Genomic DNA, 15,467 nt, shown 5'->3' with positions numbered 1-15,467 from the left:
TGGGCTTGGCTAAAATAGCTTTTTTGTTGTAAATATTCAATTGAAAAAATGACTTTTAAATAAAAAATCCGATACTGCAAATTTTAGAAATAAGCAGTATCGGACTAAGTAAGATTACGGTTACGAATATCGTTTTTTGTTGTTTGTTGATAATTTATGCGCCGTTTTTGATTATTATATTATTTCAAAATTTCTGCCAGAGCTTTTTTTCCGCTTTCATTTGAAGGATCCAGTTCGATTGATTTTTTATAATTAGCAATTGCCAAAGTTTTGTCTCCATCGGCTAAATAAGCTTCTCCCAAACTGTCATAAACATTTCCGACTTTAGGAAAAGCCTCTACATTAATTTTGAACATTTCGATTGCTTCTTTCTTTTTTCCGGTTTGCAATAATTGATATCCGGCATTATTCATGTCGCCTTCTTTAATACCATAAGTTGGATCTTTCTTCAATTTAGCATAGGTTTCTATTCCACTTTTAACACCTTTCTCTGAGAATACGTCTAACAATTCAAGCGCCATCGATCTTTTCGGCTCATTAATGGACTGATTGTATAAAATATTTCTAATATTTTCAGTCATTTCACCTAAAACAGCTCTGCCGGTATTATTCAATAAAACGATCAGGATTTTGTCTGATGGAATGCGTGATATATTGGTATTAAAACCATTTATTCCGCCGCCATGTTCAACAATTTTTACTTTTTTAGTTCCGATAGTTATTTCTCTAAGGAACCATCCATATCCATAACTTTCATCTCCAAGCGTTATATAAGATTTGAACAAAGATTCCATTGATTTTTCTGAAAGTAATTTACTCGTGTAAAGTGCCTGATCCCAAAGATATAAATCTTCTGCAGTTGAATATAAAGATCCTGCAGCATACGGAATACTCATGTCAAGATAAGAAGCATTCACGATCTTTTTGCCTTGTCTTTCATAACCTGCAGCTCTGTTTTTTATAATGACATCGCTGTGATCATAACCGGAATTAACCATTTTTAAAGGTGTAAAAATAGTTTCCTGTAAATTCTCTTCATACGTTTTACCGGTAATTTTTTCAATAATATATCCTAATAAAAAATAACCTGAATTGCTATAAACGAATTTTTCACCAGGTTTAAATTCAAGAGGCAAATTCGAAAATGTTTTTACAAAATCTGCTGGAGAATATGGATTTCGGGCTTTTTCTTTTAGGAAATTAGGTACGCTTGTATAATTCGGAATTCCTGAAGTATGCGTTAATAAATTATGAATCGTGATTTTGTCACCTGTTTCTTTCGGATAATCCGGCAAATAAGTTGTAATAGGAACGTCCAGTTTTATTTTTCCTTCTTCGGCAAGTTTCACAATTAAAAGCGCCGTAAATTGTTTCGTGATAGAACCTAATCTGAATTTGGTATCAGGCTGATTTGGAATATTCCATTCCATATTAGCAGAACCATATCCTTTTTTCAGAATAACTTTTCCGTTTTCTGCCACTAACGCAGATCCGTTAAATTGATCGTATTCATTGTATTTGCTCAGTAATTGATCAATTTGTTTGCCTTTGTCCTGTGCAAATAATGTGCTTAATGTAAACAGATGAAGGATTACAAAAAATGAGATGAGTTTGATTGATTTTTTCATGGTATTTGATTGATTATGATTAATGATTTAATTGGATTGTTTTGTTGATGGATCAATTGATTGTTTTGTTGATGAATCAATTGCAGTATCAGATTTAGGATTAGGGTTTGGAATATCTTTATCAGATCGAATTCTGCGATAATTTTTTCCTATTTCATTACGAATTTGAATGTATTTTTGAAAAAGCGCATCAACTTTTTTTTCATCTATATTTTCAGGACCTGACGATTGCAGGTATTCGAGTTCTGCTAATAATGTTATAAACTCATTTCTTGAAATTTTATATTCAACCCATAAATCTCTATAACTAAAAAAGTTATAAATCATAGTTCCTCCTGCTGTAACGGCACTGCATATTAAGGCATAATTATTTAGCATATCGTCTTTTGGTGTCCAGCCAATTAAAATAGGAGTGATAACCGAACAAACAATAATGCAGGATTGCACAGCCACAGCACCATATTTGTTTATTCTTGCTTTTATTGTCAGTGATTTTATTTGAGATTCGATAGATTTTTTTACTGAATTGATTTTTGCAGTAATAACGTCTTTATTAGTTTCTTTACTTGATTCTTCATTGATTAAATTATCATCTGCCATAAATAAAAGGTTAATTGTTAAGCTTATTTTTAAATAAATTTATAAGTATAATATTGTTATTTATGGAGCTAATATAGTTAAATATGATATTAATATTTAGAGCATTAGTTAATTTTATATAAAAAATAATTGAAATTTAGTTTTATAATGTTCTATATGGTTTAGACGATTAATTTTTGATTAGGTTTCAAGATCAGACCTTTTTTTTATTTTAATTATAAAAAAAGACCTATTTTTCAATAGGTCTGTGTTCATAACTAACGATTCTTTTTAGTTGCCAATTTTCATCTTTTTGCTCCCAAATATGAATAAATTTTCCTGTTCCAACGGGAATATCGTTGACGAGAAAGGTATGTTCTCCCAATTGTACAGCGCCAAAATCTCCCAGTTTATCAATTGTGCAGGAAGTTAATTTGCGTGTAAGTTTATCTGAACTTGCACATTTTTCTATTAAAGATTTTATTTCGTTTCCTTTTGAAGTACTTAATCCGAAACGATCGTCGTAAAACTCAATGTCATCAGCAATTAGTTTTTTGAAAAGACCGGCATCACATTGATTAAATGCCACATCAAAAAGCAAACTGTCCATTTTGTTGATTTCGGTTTTTAGAAGATCGATTTTTGAAACTTCAGTATTCGTTTGAGCCTTTGCTTCTCTGTTTAAAAACAATATAAAAAAGGCTAATGTGTTTATCATACGCATCATAGCTTCTTTTTATATTATTATTTTGTTTCGGTTTCAGAATTTTTTGCAGTTTGATGATCATAGCTAAAACATCTTCTCAATTTCCAAACTCCACTTGTTAATATCCAGACATGTGTAAATCTCGCCGTGCTGGCAAAATTTTCTTTTGCGTTTGCCAGAGATTCATTTTTACCAGCTGATTTTTCATAAAATTGATGAATGCCCATTTGCATCGCACCGTACAGAACGCCTTTATCGTATAATGGATAAACTTCTGTCGTGTTTGGTACTAAATATCTTCTGGATTGATAAGTTCCTGTTGAACCACACAAACCTTTTCTAAAATTTTTTAGAAATAAAGCCTTGTCCGAAGCGCCGACTTTGTCGTGGTAAAATTCAAGATCGTCACTAAACAGGTTTTCAAACTGTGAAATGTCGCAAGTATTAAAGCCAACGTTAAAGAGAAGGCTGTCTTTTGACATTATAGTTTTGTATAGTTCTGAGTTTTTTTTCTCTTGAGAAAATCCAAAATGGAATTGTAAAAGTAATATCGCAATTAAAATTGTTTTTAATCGGGAAAAAGATGGATTGATTTTCATTTTATAATTGATTTGATTGATTGATGATTTGCAATATTAGTACAATAATACTTTTTAAAATTGTACAAATGCGAAATCTTATCTTTTTTTTGAAAGAAAATACAAACTTGAATTGAAGGTTTTTGGAGTTGTTTTTGTCACATCTTTAAACTGTTTTATAAAATGCGACTGGTCAAAATATTTGTTGTAAAGCGCAACATCGGTGAGATTTAATTTTTCTACACCGGAGTTTACCATTTGATCTACTGATTTTCTGAATTTCAAAATCTGAATGTACTTTTTAATCGTAAGTCCGGTTGCGGTTTTAAACTTGATCTGCAATAATCTTTGTGAAACATTTAAAATTTTTCCAATTTCTGAAACTGTAATTTCTTCATTGTGAACTTTAATGATTTCGCAGATTTTTTCAATCGTATTTTTAGTGGAATGTAAAGCGCTTAAATCTTCAAAATAAGTATTAATTGTGCTTAATAATGCCGAAATATTACTGTTTAAACCCGAATCGATTTCATTTGTAAAAGGTAATTCAGTTTGGTTGATTTTGATAATAGAATCGGTAAAATTGCTTAAATCATAATTGGGAAACATCGAAAGCGTCCAGGCATGCAATTGTATAATCGTGACTTTAGTTTTTGGCTGAATGTTTACCAAAACTTTATTTGTCATTTGCGAACAAAAGTAAAAACTTTCGTTCATTTCATATTTTTGTTTGCTTGTATGAACTTCTATTGCGTTTCCGCTTACAATTGCAAGATTAAAACAGCCGTTTGGTAAAACGAGTTTGTTTTCGATCAGGCTTTCGCCGATACTGTTATCCAGACACCATATTTTATTAACAAACCGCTCGCATTTTTCACTCACATAATATTCTGAATATAATTTCATTTGTGGATTATTATGTTATTGAATATCAATTTCGGCTTATTTTTTTCCTGTAAATAATTCTACACTTGATGTTTTCTTAAATGGATCGGTAAAGAAACTCGTGTGACCTTTAATAGAACCGCCATTTCCATGAAGTAAAACCAGAGGTTCGCCAGTTCCGTAAACTTCATAATACATTTTAAAACCGTTGATTTCTTTATAATGTCCTGCTTCCGGCTTATTTCCGTACGGAATTTTGATTTCTGTCTGCGCAGAAATCGTCCCAAAACTTAATAAGAATATTGCGAACAGAATGATTGACTTTTTCATTTGATTTTTGATTGATGATTTTCTATCATTATAAGACGACGTAATTCTTTTTTTGTTTCAGTTTCTATACAAATTCTCCAAAATAATCTCGTTTAGTATTCTCCCATTCCTCCAAAATCACACTATAATAAACATCATCTTTGCTTTTTCCTGCAGAATCCACATAATTATTTCTAAAGATTCCTTCTTTTAAAGCACCTAAATTTTCAATAGCTTTTTGTGATCTTATATTTTCGAGATCGGCGCTAAATTGTATTCTTTTAAATTGAATGTTTTCAAAACCAAATTTCAATAATTCAAATTTGCAGGCTTTGTTTAAACCCGTTCCCTGAAATTCCGTTCCATACCAAGTCCAGCCAATTTCGCATTTTTGACTTGCGTGATTTAGATATCCGTATCGCGTGCTTCCTGCAATTTTGTTGGTGGCTTTGTCTATAATAAGGAATGGATAACAAATTCCGTCGGCTTTTTGTTGTAGCGTGTTTTTGATATAGTTTTCAAAATCGGTTTCAGTACGCACATACATTCCCATGTATTTCCAGATTTCATCTTCAAAAATAATTTCTTTGAGTTCGATATTTCTTTTGTCTTCAAAAGGAAGTAGTAAAACTCGTTCGTTTTCTAATATGATGTCTGATTTTAGTAGTTCGCTTTTCATTGTTTTTTAGCCAAAGTAATCTTTTTCGGATTTCTAATAAATCATTAAAAATAGGATTTTGTTATGAAAATGAGTGTTGTTTGAGAGATAGAAACGGTATAAATCATAAATATTTCCTTTATTTTTAAGCTCTTGTAGAATTATTACTTATTTTTACGATCTTATATTTAGATTTTTCTTGATGCAAACTTCACTAAAAATTGCTGTTGTAGGTTCTGGATTAGTAGGATCATTATTGGCAATTTATCTCAAAAAAGCAGGTCACACCGTTCATGTTTATGATCGTAGTCCTGATATTCGCAAAATTAATTTTTCGGGTCGTTCTATAAATCTGGCAATGTCTAATCGTGGCTGGAAAGCTCTTGACGGCGTTGGTGTTGGCGATTCGGTACGCGAAATCGCAATTCCGATGGACAAACGTGCGATTCATTTGGTTGATAAACTCAATTTTCAAAATTACGGACAGGAAGGCGAGTCGATTTATTCGATTTCGAGAGGAACCCTGAACAGGAAAATGATTGATCTTGCCGAAGAAGCCGGAGCTGAATTTCTATTTGACCAAAAAATCTGGGACGTAACGCTAAGCGATGCGACTTTGCATATTGGAGAAACGGAAAGAGGCGAGTGGGAGGAGAAAAAATACGATATGGTTTTTGGTGCCGATGGTGCTTTTTCAAGAATCAGACACAGAATGCAGCGCCAAAGCATGTTTAATTATTCGCAGGAATTTTTAAATATGGGTTACAAGGAATTGAATATTCCGGCCAATACAGATGCTACTCACAAACTGGATAGAAATTCGTTTCATATTTGGCCTCGCGGTGAATATATGTTAATTGCACTGCCTAATCTTGATGGAAGTTTTACATGTACGCTGTTCATGCCTTTTGAGGGAGAAAACTCGTTTGCGTCGCTTACAGATCGTAAAATGGTAGAAGATTTCTTCACGAAAAACTTTCCGGATTCGATTGAAGTGATTCCGAAATTAGCAGAAGATTTCTTTAAAAACCCAACAAGTACTTTGGTAACCATGAAATGTTTTCCATGGACATATGAAGATAAAATTGCATTAATTGGAGATGCCTGTCATGCAATTGTTCCGTTTTACGGACAGGGAATGAATGCCGGTTTTGAAGATATTACGGTTTTAAACGAAATGATTGAGAAATACGGAGACGACTGGAAAAAGATTTTTGCTGAATATCAAATTTCACGTAAACCAAATGCCGATGCAATTGCTGAACTTTCGTATCGTAATTTTATGGAAATGAGTACCAAAACTGCCGACGAGAAATTCTTATTACAAAAGAAAATCGAAAAAGCATTCTCTGATAAATATCCTGAAAAATGGGTTCCGCTTTACAGTCGTGTAACTTTTAGCGATCGTCCTTATGCCGAAGCTTTGGCAATTGGAGATTTTCAAAACGGAATTATGGAAGAAATTCTAAAAATAGATAATATTGAAAATATCTGGAATACTCCCGAAATAGATTATAAGATTTTGGAGTTGCTGCAGAAGTAATATCAAAAATCAATATCAAAAAAATTCAATTTAAAATTTGACAATAGTAAACCCGACAGGTTTTTAAAATCTGTCGGGTTTGTTGTTTAGATTATTTTTTAAAGATTTTGGTTAAAACTCCAAAAACACCTCTGATAAAAGTAGCGCTTGTTACAACTTTCAAAACAGATTTTCCCACAACACTTGCCGTGCTTGGTTCTGCTTTTGAAGATCTGGTTGGTGCTTGTTCTTCTTGTTCTGCAGCAGCTTGTGTTGCCTCTTCAATTTTTTGGGTTAGTATTTCGTAAGCGCTTTCGCGATCAATTTCTTCGCTGTATTTCTTTACTAATTTTGATTTGCTGTTAATCGCTTCGATTTCATCAGCAGTCAAAACATCCATTCGGCTTTGTGGCGCACGCATCATTGTGGCTACAAGTGGCGTTGGAACTCCTTTTTCGTTTAGAGCAGTTACCAGCGCTTCTCCAATACCTAAATTCGTAAGCAATTCATCTGTTTTATAATAGGTAGAAGTTGGATAATTATCGGCTGTTTTTTTAATCGCTTGTCTGTCATTTGCTGTAAAAGCCCTAAGCGCATGCTGAATTTTTAAACCCAATTGTGCTAAAACGCCGCTTGGCACATCCATTGGGTTTTGTGTTACAAAGTAAACACCAATACCTTTAGAACGAATTAATTTTACAATCGTTTCAATTTGTTCTAATAATGCTTTGCTGGCTTCGTTAAAAATTAAATGCGCTTCATCAATAAAAATGACTAACTCAGGTTGATCTGCATCTCCTTTTTCAGGCATTTTTTGGTAGATTTCGGCTAATAAACTCAGCATGAAAGTTGAGAATAACTTTGGTTTATCCTGAATATCCGTCAGGCGGATGATGTTAACGTAACCTTTTCCGTTTTCGTCGATTCGCATTAAATCATCAATTTCAAAAGATAATTCACCAAAAAATATATCTCCGCCTTGTTGTTCCAATTCAATTATTTTTCTTAGAATCGTTCCGGTTGTTGCGGTCGAAATTTTACCATAACTGGCCGTAATTTCGTCTTTACCTTCTTCGGTAATATAATTAATGACTTTTTTAATGTCTTTCAAATCCAATAAAGGCATTTGCTTGTCGTCGCAATATTTAAAGATTACGGAAACAACTCCGGCCTGAGTATCATTTAAATCTAAAATTCGTGAGAACAATACAGGGCCAAATTCAGAAACGGTTGCACGCAGACGAACGCCGTTTTGTTTTGATAAAGACATCAATTCAACAGGAAATGAAGATACATTATAAGGTATGTTTATTTTGGCGTGACGCTCGGTAATAAAACCTTCTTCTTTTCCTTCTTTTGCAATACCGCTAAAATCACCTTTTATATCCATCATTAAAACAGGAATTCCGGCATTTGATAATTGCTCTGAAAATACCTGAATGGTTTTTGTTTTTCCAGTTCCGGTTGCTCCGGCAATTAAGCCGTGACGGTTTAAGGTTTTTAATGGAATTTTTACATGAACCTCTGCAATAGGTTCACCGTCAAGAATTGCTCCGCCTAGAATAATGCTGTCTCCCTTAGATAAATATCCATTGTTTATATCTTGAATGAAATTGTCTTTTTTATTCATGTTTTTGTTTGTAATTTAGATGATTATAAGAGTATTGCTTTGTTTTTTAACAATTTGATTACTTTTTTTTTAGTAGGAAAAAGCTTTTTCGGGTTAAAAATATAATAAAAAATAATTTCGCATCTTTTTAAGAAGATATCAAAGGAATCTTTGAATATTTACTAAAACGTTGTAATTTTCCCATAAATCGTCCTTATTTTTGTTTTATCGAAAAAAGAATGTTGGCAAATTAATGAGATATTTTTTAAATTGACGTTAAATTTGCTTCAATAAAATTAAAAAAAGTTTTTTTATTTAAACTAAACGTATAAATTTGCTCCTCTACAAGTTAAATATAACTAAAAAATAAAAATTATTTAAAACTATTAAAATTTAAAAAAATGGCAAACGTTAAAGTTAAAAAAGAAAGCACTTCGAATGGGGGAGGAATGATCACTGGAATCATTATTGTAGCGTGTATTTTGGTTGGGGTGTTTATTTGGAAAGTAATCATGGGAGATGCTTCTAACTTCGAAGGTGGTAATCCTGAAACAGGTCACCCGATCAATACATTAGGGCAAGTATATAAAGGAGGATTTATCGTACCAGTATTATTAGGTATGTTTTTAATGGTTGTTGTGTTTTCTATTGAAAGATTTATCGTTATTGGAAAAGCGGCTGGAAAAGCTAACTTAGATAAATTCATGAAAAGCGTTCAAGGAAGTATTAAAGAAGGAAACATCGAGGCTGCTATCGCTTCATGTGACAAACAACAAGGTTCAGTTGCAAATGCAATTAAATCTGCTTTGATTAAATATCAAGATGTTAAAAAAGAAGGTTTCAACAGTGAAGAAGCTTCAGAAGTAATTCACAAAGAAATCGAAGAGGCAACTTCATTAGAAATGCCAATGTTAGAAAAAAATATGACTATTATCTCTACTTTAGTATCATTAGGAACTTTAGGAGGATTATTAGGAACTGTATCAGGTATGATTAAAGCGTTTGGTGCGTTAGCTTCTGCTGGAACTCCAGACCAGGCTGCTCTTGCAACAGGTATCTCTGAGGCACTTATCAACACTGCAACAGGTATCTCTACTTCTATCTTAGCTATCGTTTCTTACAACTTCTTTACTGCTAAAATTGATGATTTAACTTACTCTATCGATGAGGCAGGTACTACAATCGTGAATACTTACAGAAGATTCAGAGGAAGTTTGAAACAATAATTAATTTTTGATATTAATAATTTTAATTAATTATATCAAAATAAAAATAAAAGAGAATGGCTAAAATAAAAATGAAAAAAAAGTCAACATCGACAGATATGACTGCCATGTGCGATGTTGCGTTCCTTTTGCTTACGTTCTTTATTTTGACCGCTACTGCTAAGGTGCCTGAGGCACTTCCTGTAGATATGCCTTCATCTACTGTTCAAACTAAATTACCTGATACGGATTTAGCTACGATCATTGTTGGTAAAGGAAAAGATGGAAAAAGTAAAGTGTTTTTTGACATAAAAGGTAGAGAAGTTCGTAAAAGAACTCTTGAAGGAATGGGTCAAAAATACGGAGTTACTTTTTCTGAAGATGATAAAAATCAATTTGCATTAATGGATGACTTCGGTGTTCCGGTTGCAGGTTTGAAACAAATCATTAACATGAAAGCGGCTGACAGAAGTAAAGCAGATCAAAGAGGAATTCCAATGGATTCTTTGGATAATCAATTAAAAGATTGGCTTTTGATTGCTAGAAGAGCTACAATTGATCTTGATGATAAAGAATTGCAAATCGCTATAAAAGGAGATGCAAAAGAAGAATACCCACAAATCAAAAAGATTATGGATATCCTGCAAGATCAAAAAATCAATACCTTTAACTTAGTTACTGGTATGAGAGGAAAAGACTTTTAATTAAAAAATATACACTAAAATGGCTGAATTAAATACCGGCGACGGTGGTGGCGGAAAAGGTGGTAAAGTAAGAAGTAAAAAGCAAAACTCTAAAGTAGATTTAACTGCGATGGTGGATTTGGCTTTCTTATTGATCACATTCTTTATGTTAACCACTACGTTGTCAAAACCTCAATCGATGAGTTTAGGTTTGCCAGATAAAGATGAGGATATTACCAAAAATAAGGACATAAAAGTTGATGAAAAACGAACTATGACCGTTATGATGGGAGAAAATAATAAGCTTATTTATTATATGGGATTATTAGAAAGTCCTATTGCTGGTCCTAAAGATATTGCTTATGGGAAAGATGGTATCCGTAAAGAATTATTGTCTCGTAAAAGATCAGTAATTGAATATACAGGATCTAAGGATAAAGGGATTATTGTTATCATCAAGCCAGGTAAGAAATCTAAGTACAAAAATCTGGTAGACATTTTAGATGAAATGGCTATCACCGAAGTTGCTACTTATGCAATTGTTAATGATTTCTCACCTAAAGAAACCGAATTGTTAGAGAAAAAATAAGAGCAATCTTGTTTTGACAATAACCTAATAATCAAGAAAAATGAAATTAGATATAATTAAAAATCAGTGGCTTGATATCGTATTCGAAGGACGTAATAAGATATATGGTGCATATGAGTTAAGAAAATCAAATACGAAAACTACAGTAAGAGCACTTATTGTTGGTTCAGTTATTTTTGCTCTTGCTGTTGCTGCTCCACTTATTGCTAGCTTTTTGCCAAATTCTGGTGATGATGCAGAGAATAATGATATTAAGATTACAACGATAAAGTTACCTCCTAAAAAACAGGAAGTAAAGCCAAACATGCCGCCACCACCGCCACCGCCACCAAAAGTGGATCAGGTGAAGTTTGTGAAACCGGTTGTTGCTAAGACAGAAGAAATCACTGAAGAGCCACCAAAAATTGTGGATCTGAAAGAGAAAAAAATTGGTTCAGAAACTATCAAAGGAGATCCGGATGCAGTTTTAACTGTGGATGAGCCAGTAGGAAACGGACCAGTATCTCAAGTGGTTGAAGAAGATAACAACGTGTACAACACAGCTGGTATCGAAGTAAAACCAGATTTCCCTGGAGGAATTGAAAAATTCTACAAATTCGTAGGAAACAATTACAAGACTCCGGAAGAAGAAGGTTTAAAAGGTAAAGTTTACGTTACTTTTGTAGTTGAAAAAGACGGTTCATTAACCGACATTAAAGTTTTAAGGGATATCGGTTACGGTACAGGAGCAGAAGCAATTCGTGTTCTTAAAAAATGTCCAAAATGGACTCCCGGCGAGCAAAATGGTAAAAAAGTTAGGGTACTTTACTCTCTTCCTATTACTATTCAATCTGCAGAATAATGTTAAAAGATATGCTTAATAATATTCAGAAGAAATCGCTCAGAGAGCGATTTCTTCTTGTTTTAGGAATACTCTTTTTTTTAATATATCTTGTGCTTGGTTTAATGATTATGTTTTGGAAAAAATTACCATTAAACATGGATCCAATGTACAGATATGCTTTTGGAATTCTGTTAATAGTATATTCAGGTATACGTTTTTTGAGATTAATTAATTCAAACACAGAATAGTTATGTTTAAATATGCTAAAGTTTTTGGTTTAGTAACCTTTGTCTTTTTGTTTGCCATGTGCAACCAAAAAAGCAAAAGCGAATCTAATAAGGAATCAATTTTAAAAGGAACTATAGATATTACTGTTGATGAAACCATAAAACCAATAGTTGAAGATCAGGTAGCTGTTTTTGAAAGTATTTATGATGCGAAGATTTCGATAAAAACAAAATCGGAAGCGGAGCTGATAAATGATCTTACAAATCAAAAAGCAAAAGTTGTAATTACAACCAGAAACCTGACTAAGGAAGAGAAAGAGCGATTTGAGAAAAATAAAATAAATCCAAGAGTTACTCCATTTGCAACTGATGCAATTGCTTTAATTTCGAATAAGAGTAATAATGACACTTTAATTGCGTTAAAATCAGTAATAGATTTTATGCAGGGTAAATCAGATTCTAAAATTAAAGGATTGGTTTTTGATAATCCAAATTCAAGTACAGTACGTTACATGAAGGATTTGGCTAAAGTAAACGAAATTCCTGCCACTGGTGTTTTCTCCTTTAAAACGAATGATGAAGTGATTAAATTTGTTGCAGAAAATGATGGAATGATTGGTGTAGTTGGTGTAAACTGGTTGTATCAGCCATCTCCAAATATGCTTGAAGTAATAAAGAAAATTAATGTTTTAAGTGTTAAAGGGCTAAAAGATGATAAATACTATAGTCCAACACAAAATGATCTGGCTGAATTAAAATATCCTTTGGCACGTGATTTGTTTATTATAAATTGTCAGGGGTATTCTGGTTTAGGAATGGGATTTGCTTCATTCATAGCCGGGGACATTGGACAACGAATAGTTTTAAAATCCGGATTGCTTCCTGTGAGAACTCCGGGACGAAAACTACAAATTAGAAGTCAAATTAATAACGATAAAGAATAAATTAATTACAATAAAGATGAATAAATTTAAAATTTTTAGTCTTGCCTTAGTTGCTTCAGCTTCTGTAGTAAAAGCGCAAGATATCAAAGAAGCTAAAAAAGCAATCGACGCAGAGCAATTTCAAAAGGCAAAATCATTGCTAAAATCAATTATTAAAGCAAAACCATCTGATGGTGAAGCAAACTTTGTTTTAGGAAATGTTTATCTAAACCAATCAATTATTGATTCCGCTAAGATTTATTACTTAAATGGATTAGAAGCATCAGACAGAAAAAACTTAAATTATATTGGATTAGCTCAAATAGATCTTGATAGCAAAAATACTGCTTCGGCTACTGCAAATTTTGGTTTAGCAACAAAAGATATGAAGCGTAAAGATGTAGATGAATATATTTACATTGGAAAAGCTTACATGAATTCTGTAAACCCTGATTATACAAATGCTGTTGCATCTTTAAAAAAGGCATTAGCAATTGAGCCACAAAATGCTCAGGCACTTTTAACAATTGGAGATGCATATTACGGTGCAAACAACCAAAATGATGCATACAAAGCATATCGTGATGCATTTACGGCAGATCCAACACTTTTAAGAGCTAAAATGCAATTAGGAGTTTTGTTGAAAGGAGCAAAATCTTATGAAGAAGCAATTAAAGCCTTCAATGAAGTTATTGCTTTAAATGCTAATTACGGTCCTGTTTACAGAGAATTGGCTGAAACTTATTACAAATGGGGAAGAAACAAACCATCTACAGCAAAAGTTAACTTGCAAAATGCAATTACTAATTACGAGAAATATTTAAGTCTTACAGATTATTCATTAGACTCAAAAATGCGTCACGCAGATTTCTTGATCTTAGTTAAAGATTATAAAAACCTTGAGGTAGTAGCAAACAAAATGATTGCTGAAGATAAAGTTAATCCTAGAATTTACAGATATTTAGGATATGCTGCTTACGAGAATGGAAATGTTGATGTTGCAATTAAATCTATCGAAGATTATATTAAAGTACCAACAAACAAAGTAATTGGCAGAGATTATTTATACTTAGGCCAGGCTAAAATTAAAAAAGGAACTAACGCTGAAGGAATTGTTGACCAGGCTGCATTTGATGCAGGAGTTGCTGACATTAAAAAAGCAATTGAACTAGAGCCTTTAGTAGTTGAAGAACTTGCTGATTTTGGAAAAGCTTTATTCGGTAAAAAACAATTTGCACAAGCTGCGACTATTTTTGAACTTGGAGCTGCTAACAAAGATTCTAAAAATTATTTAGATGATAACGTTTATTATGGAATCTCACTTTATTATGCAAATGCAAATAAAGCTGCCGGAGCTCCTAATGCAGAAGCTTTAGGGAAAGCAGAAGCTGCTTTTGACAGAGTTTTAGTCGCTTCTCCTACTTATGATGAAGCTTACTTATACAAAGGAAGAATCAATAACTTGTTAGAGAAAGACGATCAGATTATCAAAAACTACGAAGAATACGTTACTAAAACAACTGCAAAAGGAGCTGAGGAATTAGCGAAACCTGCTACAGTTAAAAAAATCGTAGAAGCTTACAATAGCATTGGTGCTAGTTATGCTAATACAGATAAAGCTAAAGCAATTGAATACTTCAATAAAACTTTAGTTTTAGATCCAACAAATAGCTATGCTAGTCAGTCAGTTAAAGCTTTGAAATAATTAAAAGCTTTGTTAATTAAAATATAAACCGGTAGTTCTTTGAACTATCGGTTTTTTTTGTTCCGTATTTAATTGACTATCTTTGCACTTTAAAATAAAATAATGTTATCAAAAGAAATACAATTAGAAGTAAATAAAGGAGCGATGTTGCCTTTGATGGAAGAATTTTATACCATTCAGGGAGAAGGTTTTCATACAGGAACTGCTGCTTACTTTATACGAATTGGAGGTTGCGATGTAGGTTGCCATTGGTGTGATGTGAAAGAGAGCTGGAATGCAGAATTACATCCGCCAACAAGTGTTGATTTAATTGTAAAAAATGCCGCAGCTTACGCAGATACTGTTGTAGTAACTGGTGGAGAACCATTAACGTGGGATATGAGTTTATTAACTCAGGAGTTAAAAAATAAAAATCTAAAAGTTCATATCGAAACCTCCGGAGCTTATCCGCTTACAGGATATTGGGACTGGATTTGTCTTTCTCCTAAAAAAAATAAATTACCAACTCAAACAGTATATGACAATGCGCATGAGTTAAAAGTAATTATTTATAACAAACATGATTTTATTTTTGCTGAAGAGCAAGCAGAACTCGTAAATGATAATGCGATTTTATTTCTTCAGCCGGAATGGAGTAAGAAAGAAGAAATGACGCCTTTAATTGTTGATTATGTAATGAACAATCCAAAATGGAGAGTTTCATTGCAAACACATAAATATTTAAATATTCCATAAACAAAAAACCTCTTCAACTGAAGAGGTTTTTTGTTTTATAGTAAATAATATACAGTGTGTAAAAAGTATACAATATTTATTCCCAGTTTTTTTATTTGTTTAA

General features: G+C 32.6%; 17 protein-coding genes. 9 read left to right on the top strand and 8 right to left on the bottom strand.

The window, feature by feature from the left end:
- Positions 1-179: 179 nt before the first annotated feature.
- The 7 genes from OLM54_RS14230 to OLM54_RS14200 all read right to left on the bottom strand — a co-directional run bounded on the left by OLM54_RS14230 (position 180) and on the right by OLM54_RS14200 (position 5,364).
- On the bottom strand, positions 180-1,628 hold the full coding sequence (locus OLM54_RS14230) for a serine hydrolase (protein ID WP_264535247.1): 1,449 nt from the start codon (positions 1,626-1,628) through the stop codon (positions 180-182).
- Positions 1,629-1,655: 27 nt separating this feature from the next.
- Entirely contained in the window at positions 1,656-2,228 is a 573-nt protein-coding gene (locus tag OLM54_RS14225; RefSeq protein WP_264535246.1) for an SLATT domain-containing protein, read from the bottom strand.
- Positions 2,229-2,457: 229 nt separating this feature from the next.
- Positions 2,458-2,934, bottom strand: coding sequence for a nuclear transport factor 2 family protein (locus tag OLM54_RS14220; RefSeq protein WP_264535245.1), 477 nt, complete (start codon positions 2,932-2,934; stop codon positions 2,458-2,460).
- 17 nt (positions 2,935-2,951) lie between these two features.
- The gene (locus OLM54_RS14215; protein ID WP_264535244.1) at positions 2,952-3,512 is read right to left on the bottom strand and encodes a nuclear transport factor 2 family protein; all 561 of its coding nucleotides are present in this window, start codon (positions 3,510-3,512) and stop codon (positions 2,952-2,954) included.
- Positions 3,513-3,590: 78 nt separating this feature from the next.
- On the bottom strand, positions 3,591-4,397 hold the full coding sequence (locus OLM54_RS14210; protein WP_264535243.1) for a helix-turn-helix domain-containing protein: 807 nt from the start codon (positions 4,395-4,397) through the stop codon (positions 3,591-3,593).
- Positions 4,398-4,433: 36 nt separating this feature from the next.
- On the bottom strand, positions 4,434-4,706 hold the full coding sequence (locus tag OLM54_RS14205) for an alpha/beta fold hydrolase (RefSeq protein WP_264535242.1): 273 nt from the start codon (positions 4,704-4,706) through the stop codon (positions 4,434-4,436).
- A gap of 64 nt (positions 4,707-4,770) precedes the next feature.
- On the bottom strand, positions 4,771-5,364 hold the full coding sequence (locus tag OLM54_RS14200) for a GNAT family N-acetyltransferase (RefSeq protein ID WP_264535241.1): 594 nt from the start codon (positions 5,362-5,364) through the stop codon (positions 4,771-4,773).
- A gap of 181 nt (positions 5,365-5,545) precedes the next feature.
- Here OLM54_RS14200 and OLM54_RS14195 point away from each other — a divergent pair, with 181 nt between their 5' ends.
- Positions 5,546-6,886 (top strand): FAD-dependent oxidoreductase, encoded by a 1,341-nt coding sequence (locus tag OLM54_RS14195; RefSeq protein WP_264535240.1) that lies wholly within the window; start codon positions 5,546-5,548, stop codon positions 6,884-6,886.
- 91 nt (positions 6,887-6,977) lie between these two features.
- Here the strand turns inward: OLM54_RS14195 and OLM54_RS14190 are convergent, their stop codons facing one another.
- Complete coding sequence (locus tag OLM54_RS14190; protein WP_264535239.1) at positions 6,978-8,495, bottom strand: DUF853 domain-containing protein; 1,518 nt, start codon at positions 8,493-8,495, stop codon at positions 6,978-6,980.
- A 380-nt stretch (positions 8,496-8,875) separates the two neighbouring features.
- Here OLM54_RS14190 and OLM54_RS14185 point away from each other — a divergent pair, with 380 nt between their 5' ends.
- From OLM54_RS14185 to OLM54_RS14150, 8 genes are all read left to right on the top strand, one after another.
- The gene (locus OLM54_RS14185; RefSeq protein ID WP_154341446.1) at positions 8,876-9,700 is read left to right on the top strand and encodes a MotA/TolQ/ExbB proton channel family protein; all 825 of its coding nucleotides are present in this window, start codon (positions 8,876-8,878) and stop codon (positions 9,698-9,700) included.
- Between the two features lie 56 nt (positions 9,701-9,756).
- Complete coding sequence (locus OLM54_RS14180; RefSeq protein WP_264535238.1) at positions 9,757-10,383, top strand: ExbD/TolR family protein; 627 nt, start codon at positions 9,757-9,759, stop codon at positions 10,381-10,383.
- Positions 10,384-10,402: 19 nt separating this feature from the next.
- Positions 10,403-10,951, top strand: coding sequence for an ExbD/TolR family protein (locus tag OLM54_RS14175; RefSeq protein ID WP_264535237.1), 549 nt, complete (start codon positions 10,403-10,405; stop codon positions 10,949-10,951).
- Positions 10,952-10,991: 40 nt separating this feature from the next.
- Positions 10,992-11,792: an energy transducer TonB gene (locus OLM54_RS14170; RefSeq protein WP_264535236.1), complete on the top strand. Its 801-nt coding sequence runs from the start codon at positions 10,992-10,994 to the stop codon at positions 11,790-11,792.
- Entirely contained in the window at positions 11,792-12,022 is a 231-nt protein-coding gene (locus OLM54_RS14165; RefSeq protein WP_264535235.1) for a hypothetical protein, read from the top strand. Before OLM54_RS14170 ends, OLM54_RS14165 begins: the two co-directional genes overlap by 1 nt.
- Positions 12,023-12,024: 2 nt before the next feature.
- On the top strand, positions 12,025-12,945 hold the full coding sequence (locus OLM54_RS14160) for a PstS family phosphate ABC transporter substrate-binding protein (protein ID WP_264535234.1): 921 nt from the start codon (positions 12,025-12,027) through the stop codon (positions 12,943-12,945).
- Positions 12,946-12,961: 16 nt separating this feature from the next.
- A complete protein-coding gene (locus tag OLM54_RS14155; RefSeq protein WP_264535233.1) occupies positions 12,962-14,629 on the top strand; it encodes a tetratricopeptide repeat protein in 1,668 nt (555 codons plus the stop codon).
- Positions 14,630-14,731: 102 nt separating this feature from the next.
- A complete protein-coding gene (locus OLM54_RS14150) occupies positions 14,732-15,364 on the top strand; it encodes a 7-carboxy-7-deazaguanine synthase QueE (RefSeq protein WP_264535232.1) in 633 nt (210 codons plus the stop codon).
- Positions 15,365-15,467 lie beyond the last annotated feature (103 nt).

The sequence above is a fragment of the Flavobacterium sp. N1736 genome (assembly GCF_025947065.1).
Classification (GTDB): domain Bacteria; phylum Bacteroidota; class Bacteroidia; order Flavobacteriales; family Flavobacteriaceae; genus Flavobacterium.
The sequence above is the reverse complement of the archived record's forward strand: the minus strand, read 5'-3'. Positions and strand labels throughout refer to the sequence as shown.

Bases quoted from the DNA above. Each gene is read 5' to 3' on its own strand.
- OLM54_RS14230 (WP_264535247.1), bottom strand. From the start codon at position 1,628: ATGAAAAAATCAATCAAACTCATCTCATTTTTTGTAATCCTTCATCTG.
- OLM54_RS14225 (WP_264535246.1), bottom strand. From the start codon at position 2,228: ATGGCAGATGATAATTTAATCAATGAAGAATCAAGTAAAGAAACTAAT.
- OLM54_RS14220 (WP_264535245.1), bottom strand. From the start codon at position 2,934: ATGATGCGTATGATAAACACATTAGCCTTTTTTATATTGTTTTTAAAC.
- OLM54_RS14215 (WP_264535244.1), bottom strand. From the start codon at position 3,512: ATGAAAATCAATCCATCTTTTTCCCGATTAAAAACAATTTTAATTGCG.
- OLM54_RS14210 (WP_264535243.1), bottom strand. From the start codon at position 4,397: ATGAAATTATATTCAGAATATTATGTGAGTGAAAAATGCGAGCGGTTT.
- OLM54_RS14205 (WP_264535242.1), bottom strand. From the start codon at position 4,706: ATGAAAAAGTCAATCATTCTGTTCGCAATATTCTTATTAAGTTTTGGG.
- OLM54_RS14200 (WP_264535241.1), bottom strand. From the start codon at position 5,364: ATGAAAAGCGAACTACTAAAATCAGACATCATATTAGAAAACGAACGA.
- OLM54_RS14195 (WP_264535240.1), top strand. From the start codon at position 5,546: ATGCAAACTTCACTAAAAATTGCTGTTGTAGGTTCTGGATTAGTAGGA.
- OLM54_RS14190 (WP_264535239.1), bottom strand. From the start codon at position 8,495: ATGAATAAAAAAGACAATTTCATTCAAGATATAAACAATGGATATTTA.
- OLM54_RS14185 (WP_154341446.1), top strand. From the start codon at position 8,876: ATGGCAAACGTTAAAGTTAAAAAAGAAAGCACTTCGAATGGGGGAGGA.
- OLM54_RS14180 (WP_264535238.1), top strand. From the start codon at position 9,757: ATGGCTAAAATAAAAATGAAAAAAAAGTCAACATCGACAGATATGACT.
- OLM54_RS14175 (WP_264535237.1), top strand. From the start codon at position 10,403: ATGGCTGAATTAAATACCGGCGACGGTGGTGGCGGAAAAGGTGGTAAA.
- OLM54_RS14170 (WP_264535236.1), top strand. From the start codon at position 10,992: ATGAAATTAGATATAATTAAAAATCAGTGGCTTGATATCGTATTCGAA.
- OLM54_RS14165 (WP_264535235.1), top strand. From the start codon at position 11,792: ATGTTAAAAGATATGCTTAATAATATTCAGAAGAAATCGCTCAGAGAG.
- OLM54_RS14160 (WP_264535234.1), top strand. From the start codon at position 12,025: ATGTTTAAATATGCTAAAGTTTTTGGTTTAGTAACCTTTGTCTTTTTG.
- OLM54_RS14155 (WP_264535233.1), top strand. From the start codon at position 12,962: ATGAATAAATTTAAAATTTTTAGTCTTGCCTTAGTTGCTTCAGCTTCT.
- OLM54_RS14150 (WP_264535232.1), top strand. From the start codon at position 14,732: ATGTTATCAAAAGAAATACAATTAGAAGTAAATAAAGGAGCGATGTTG.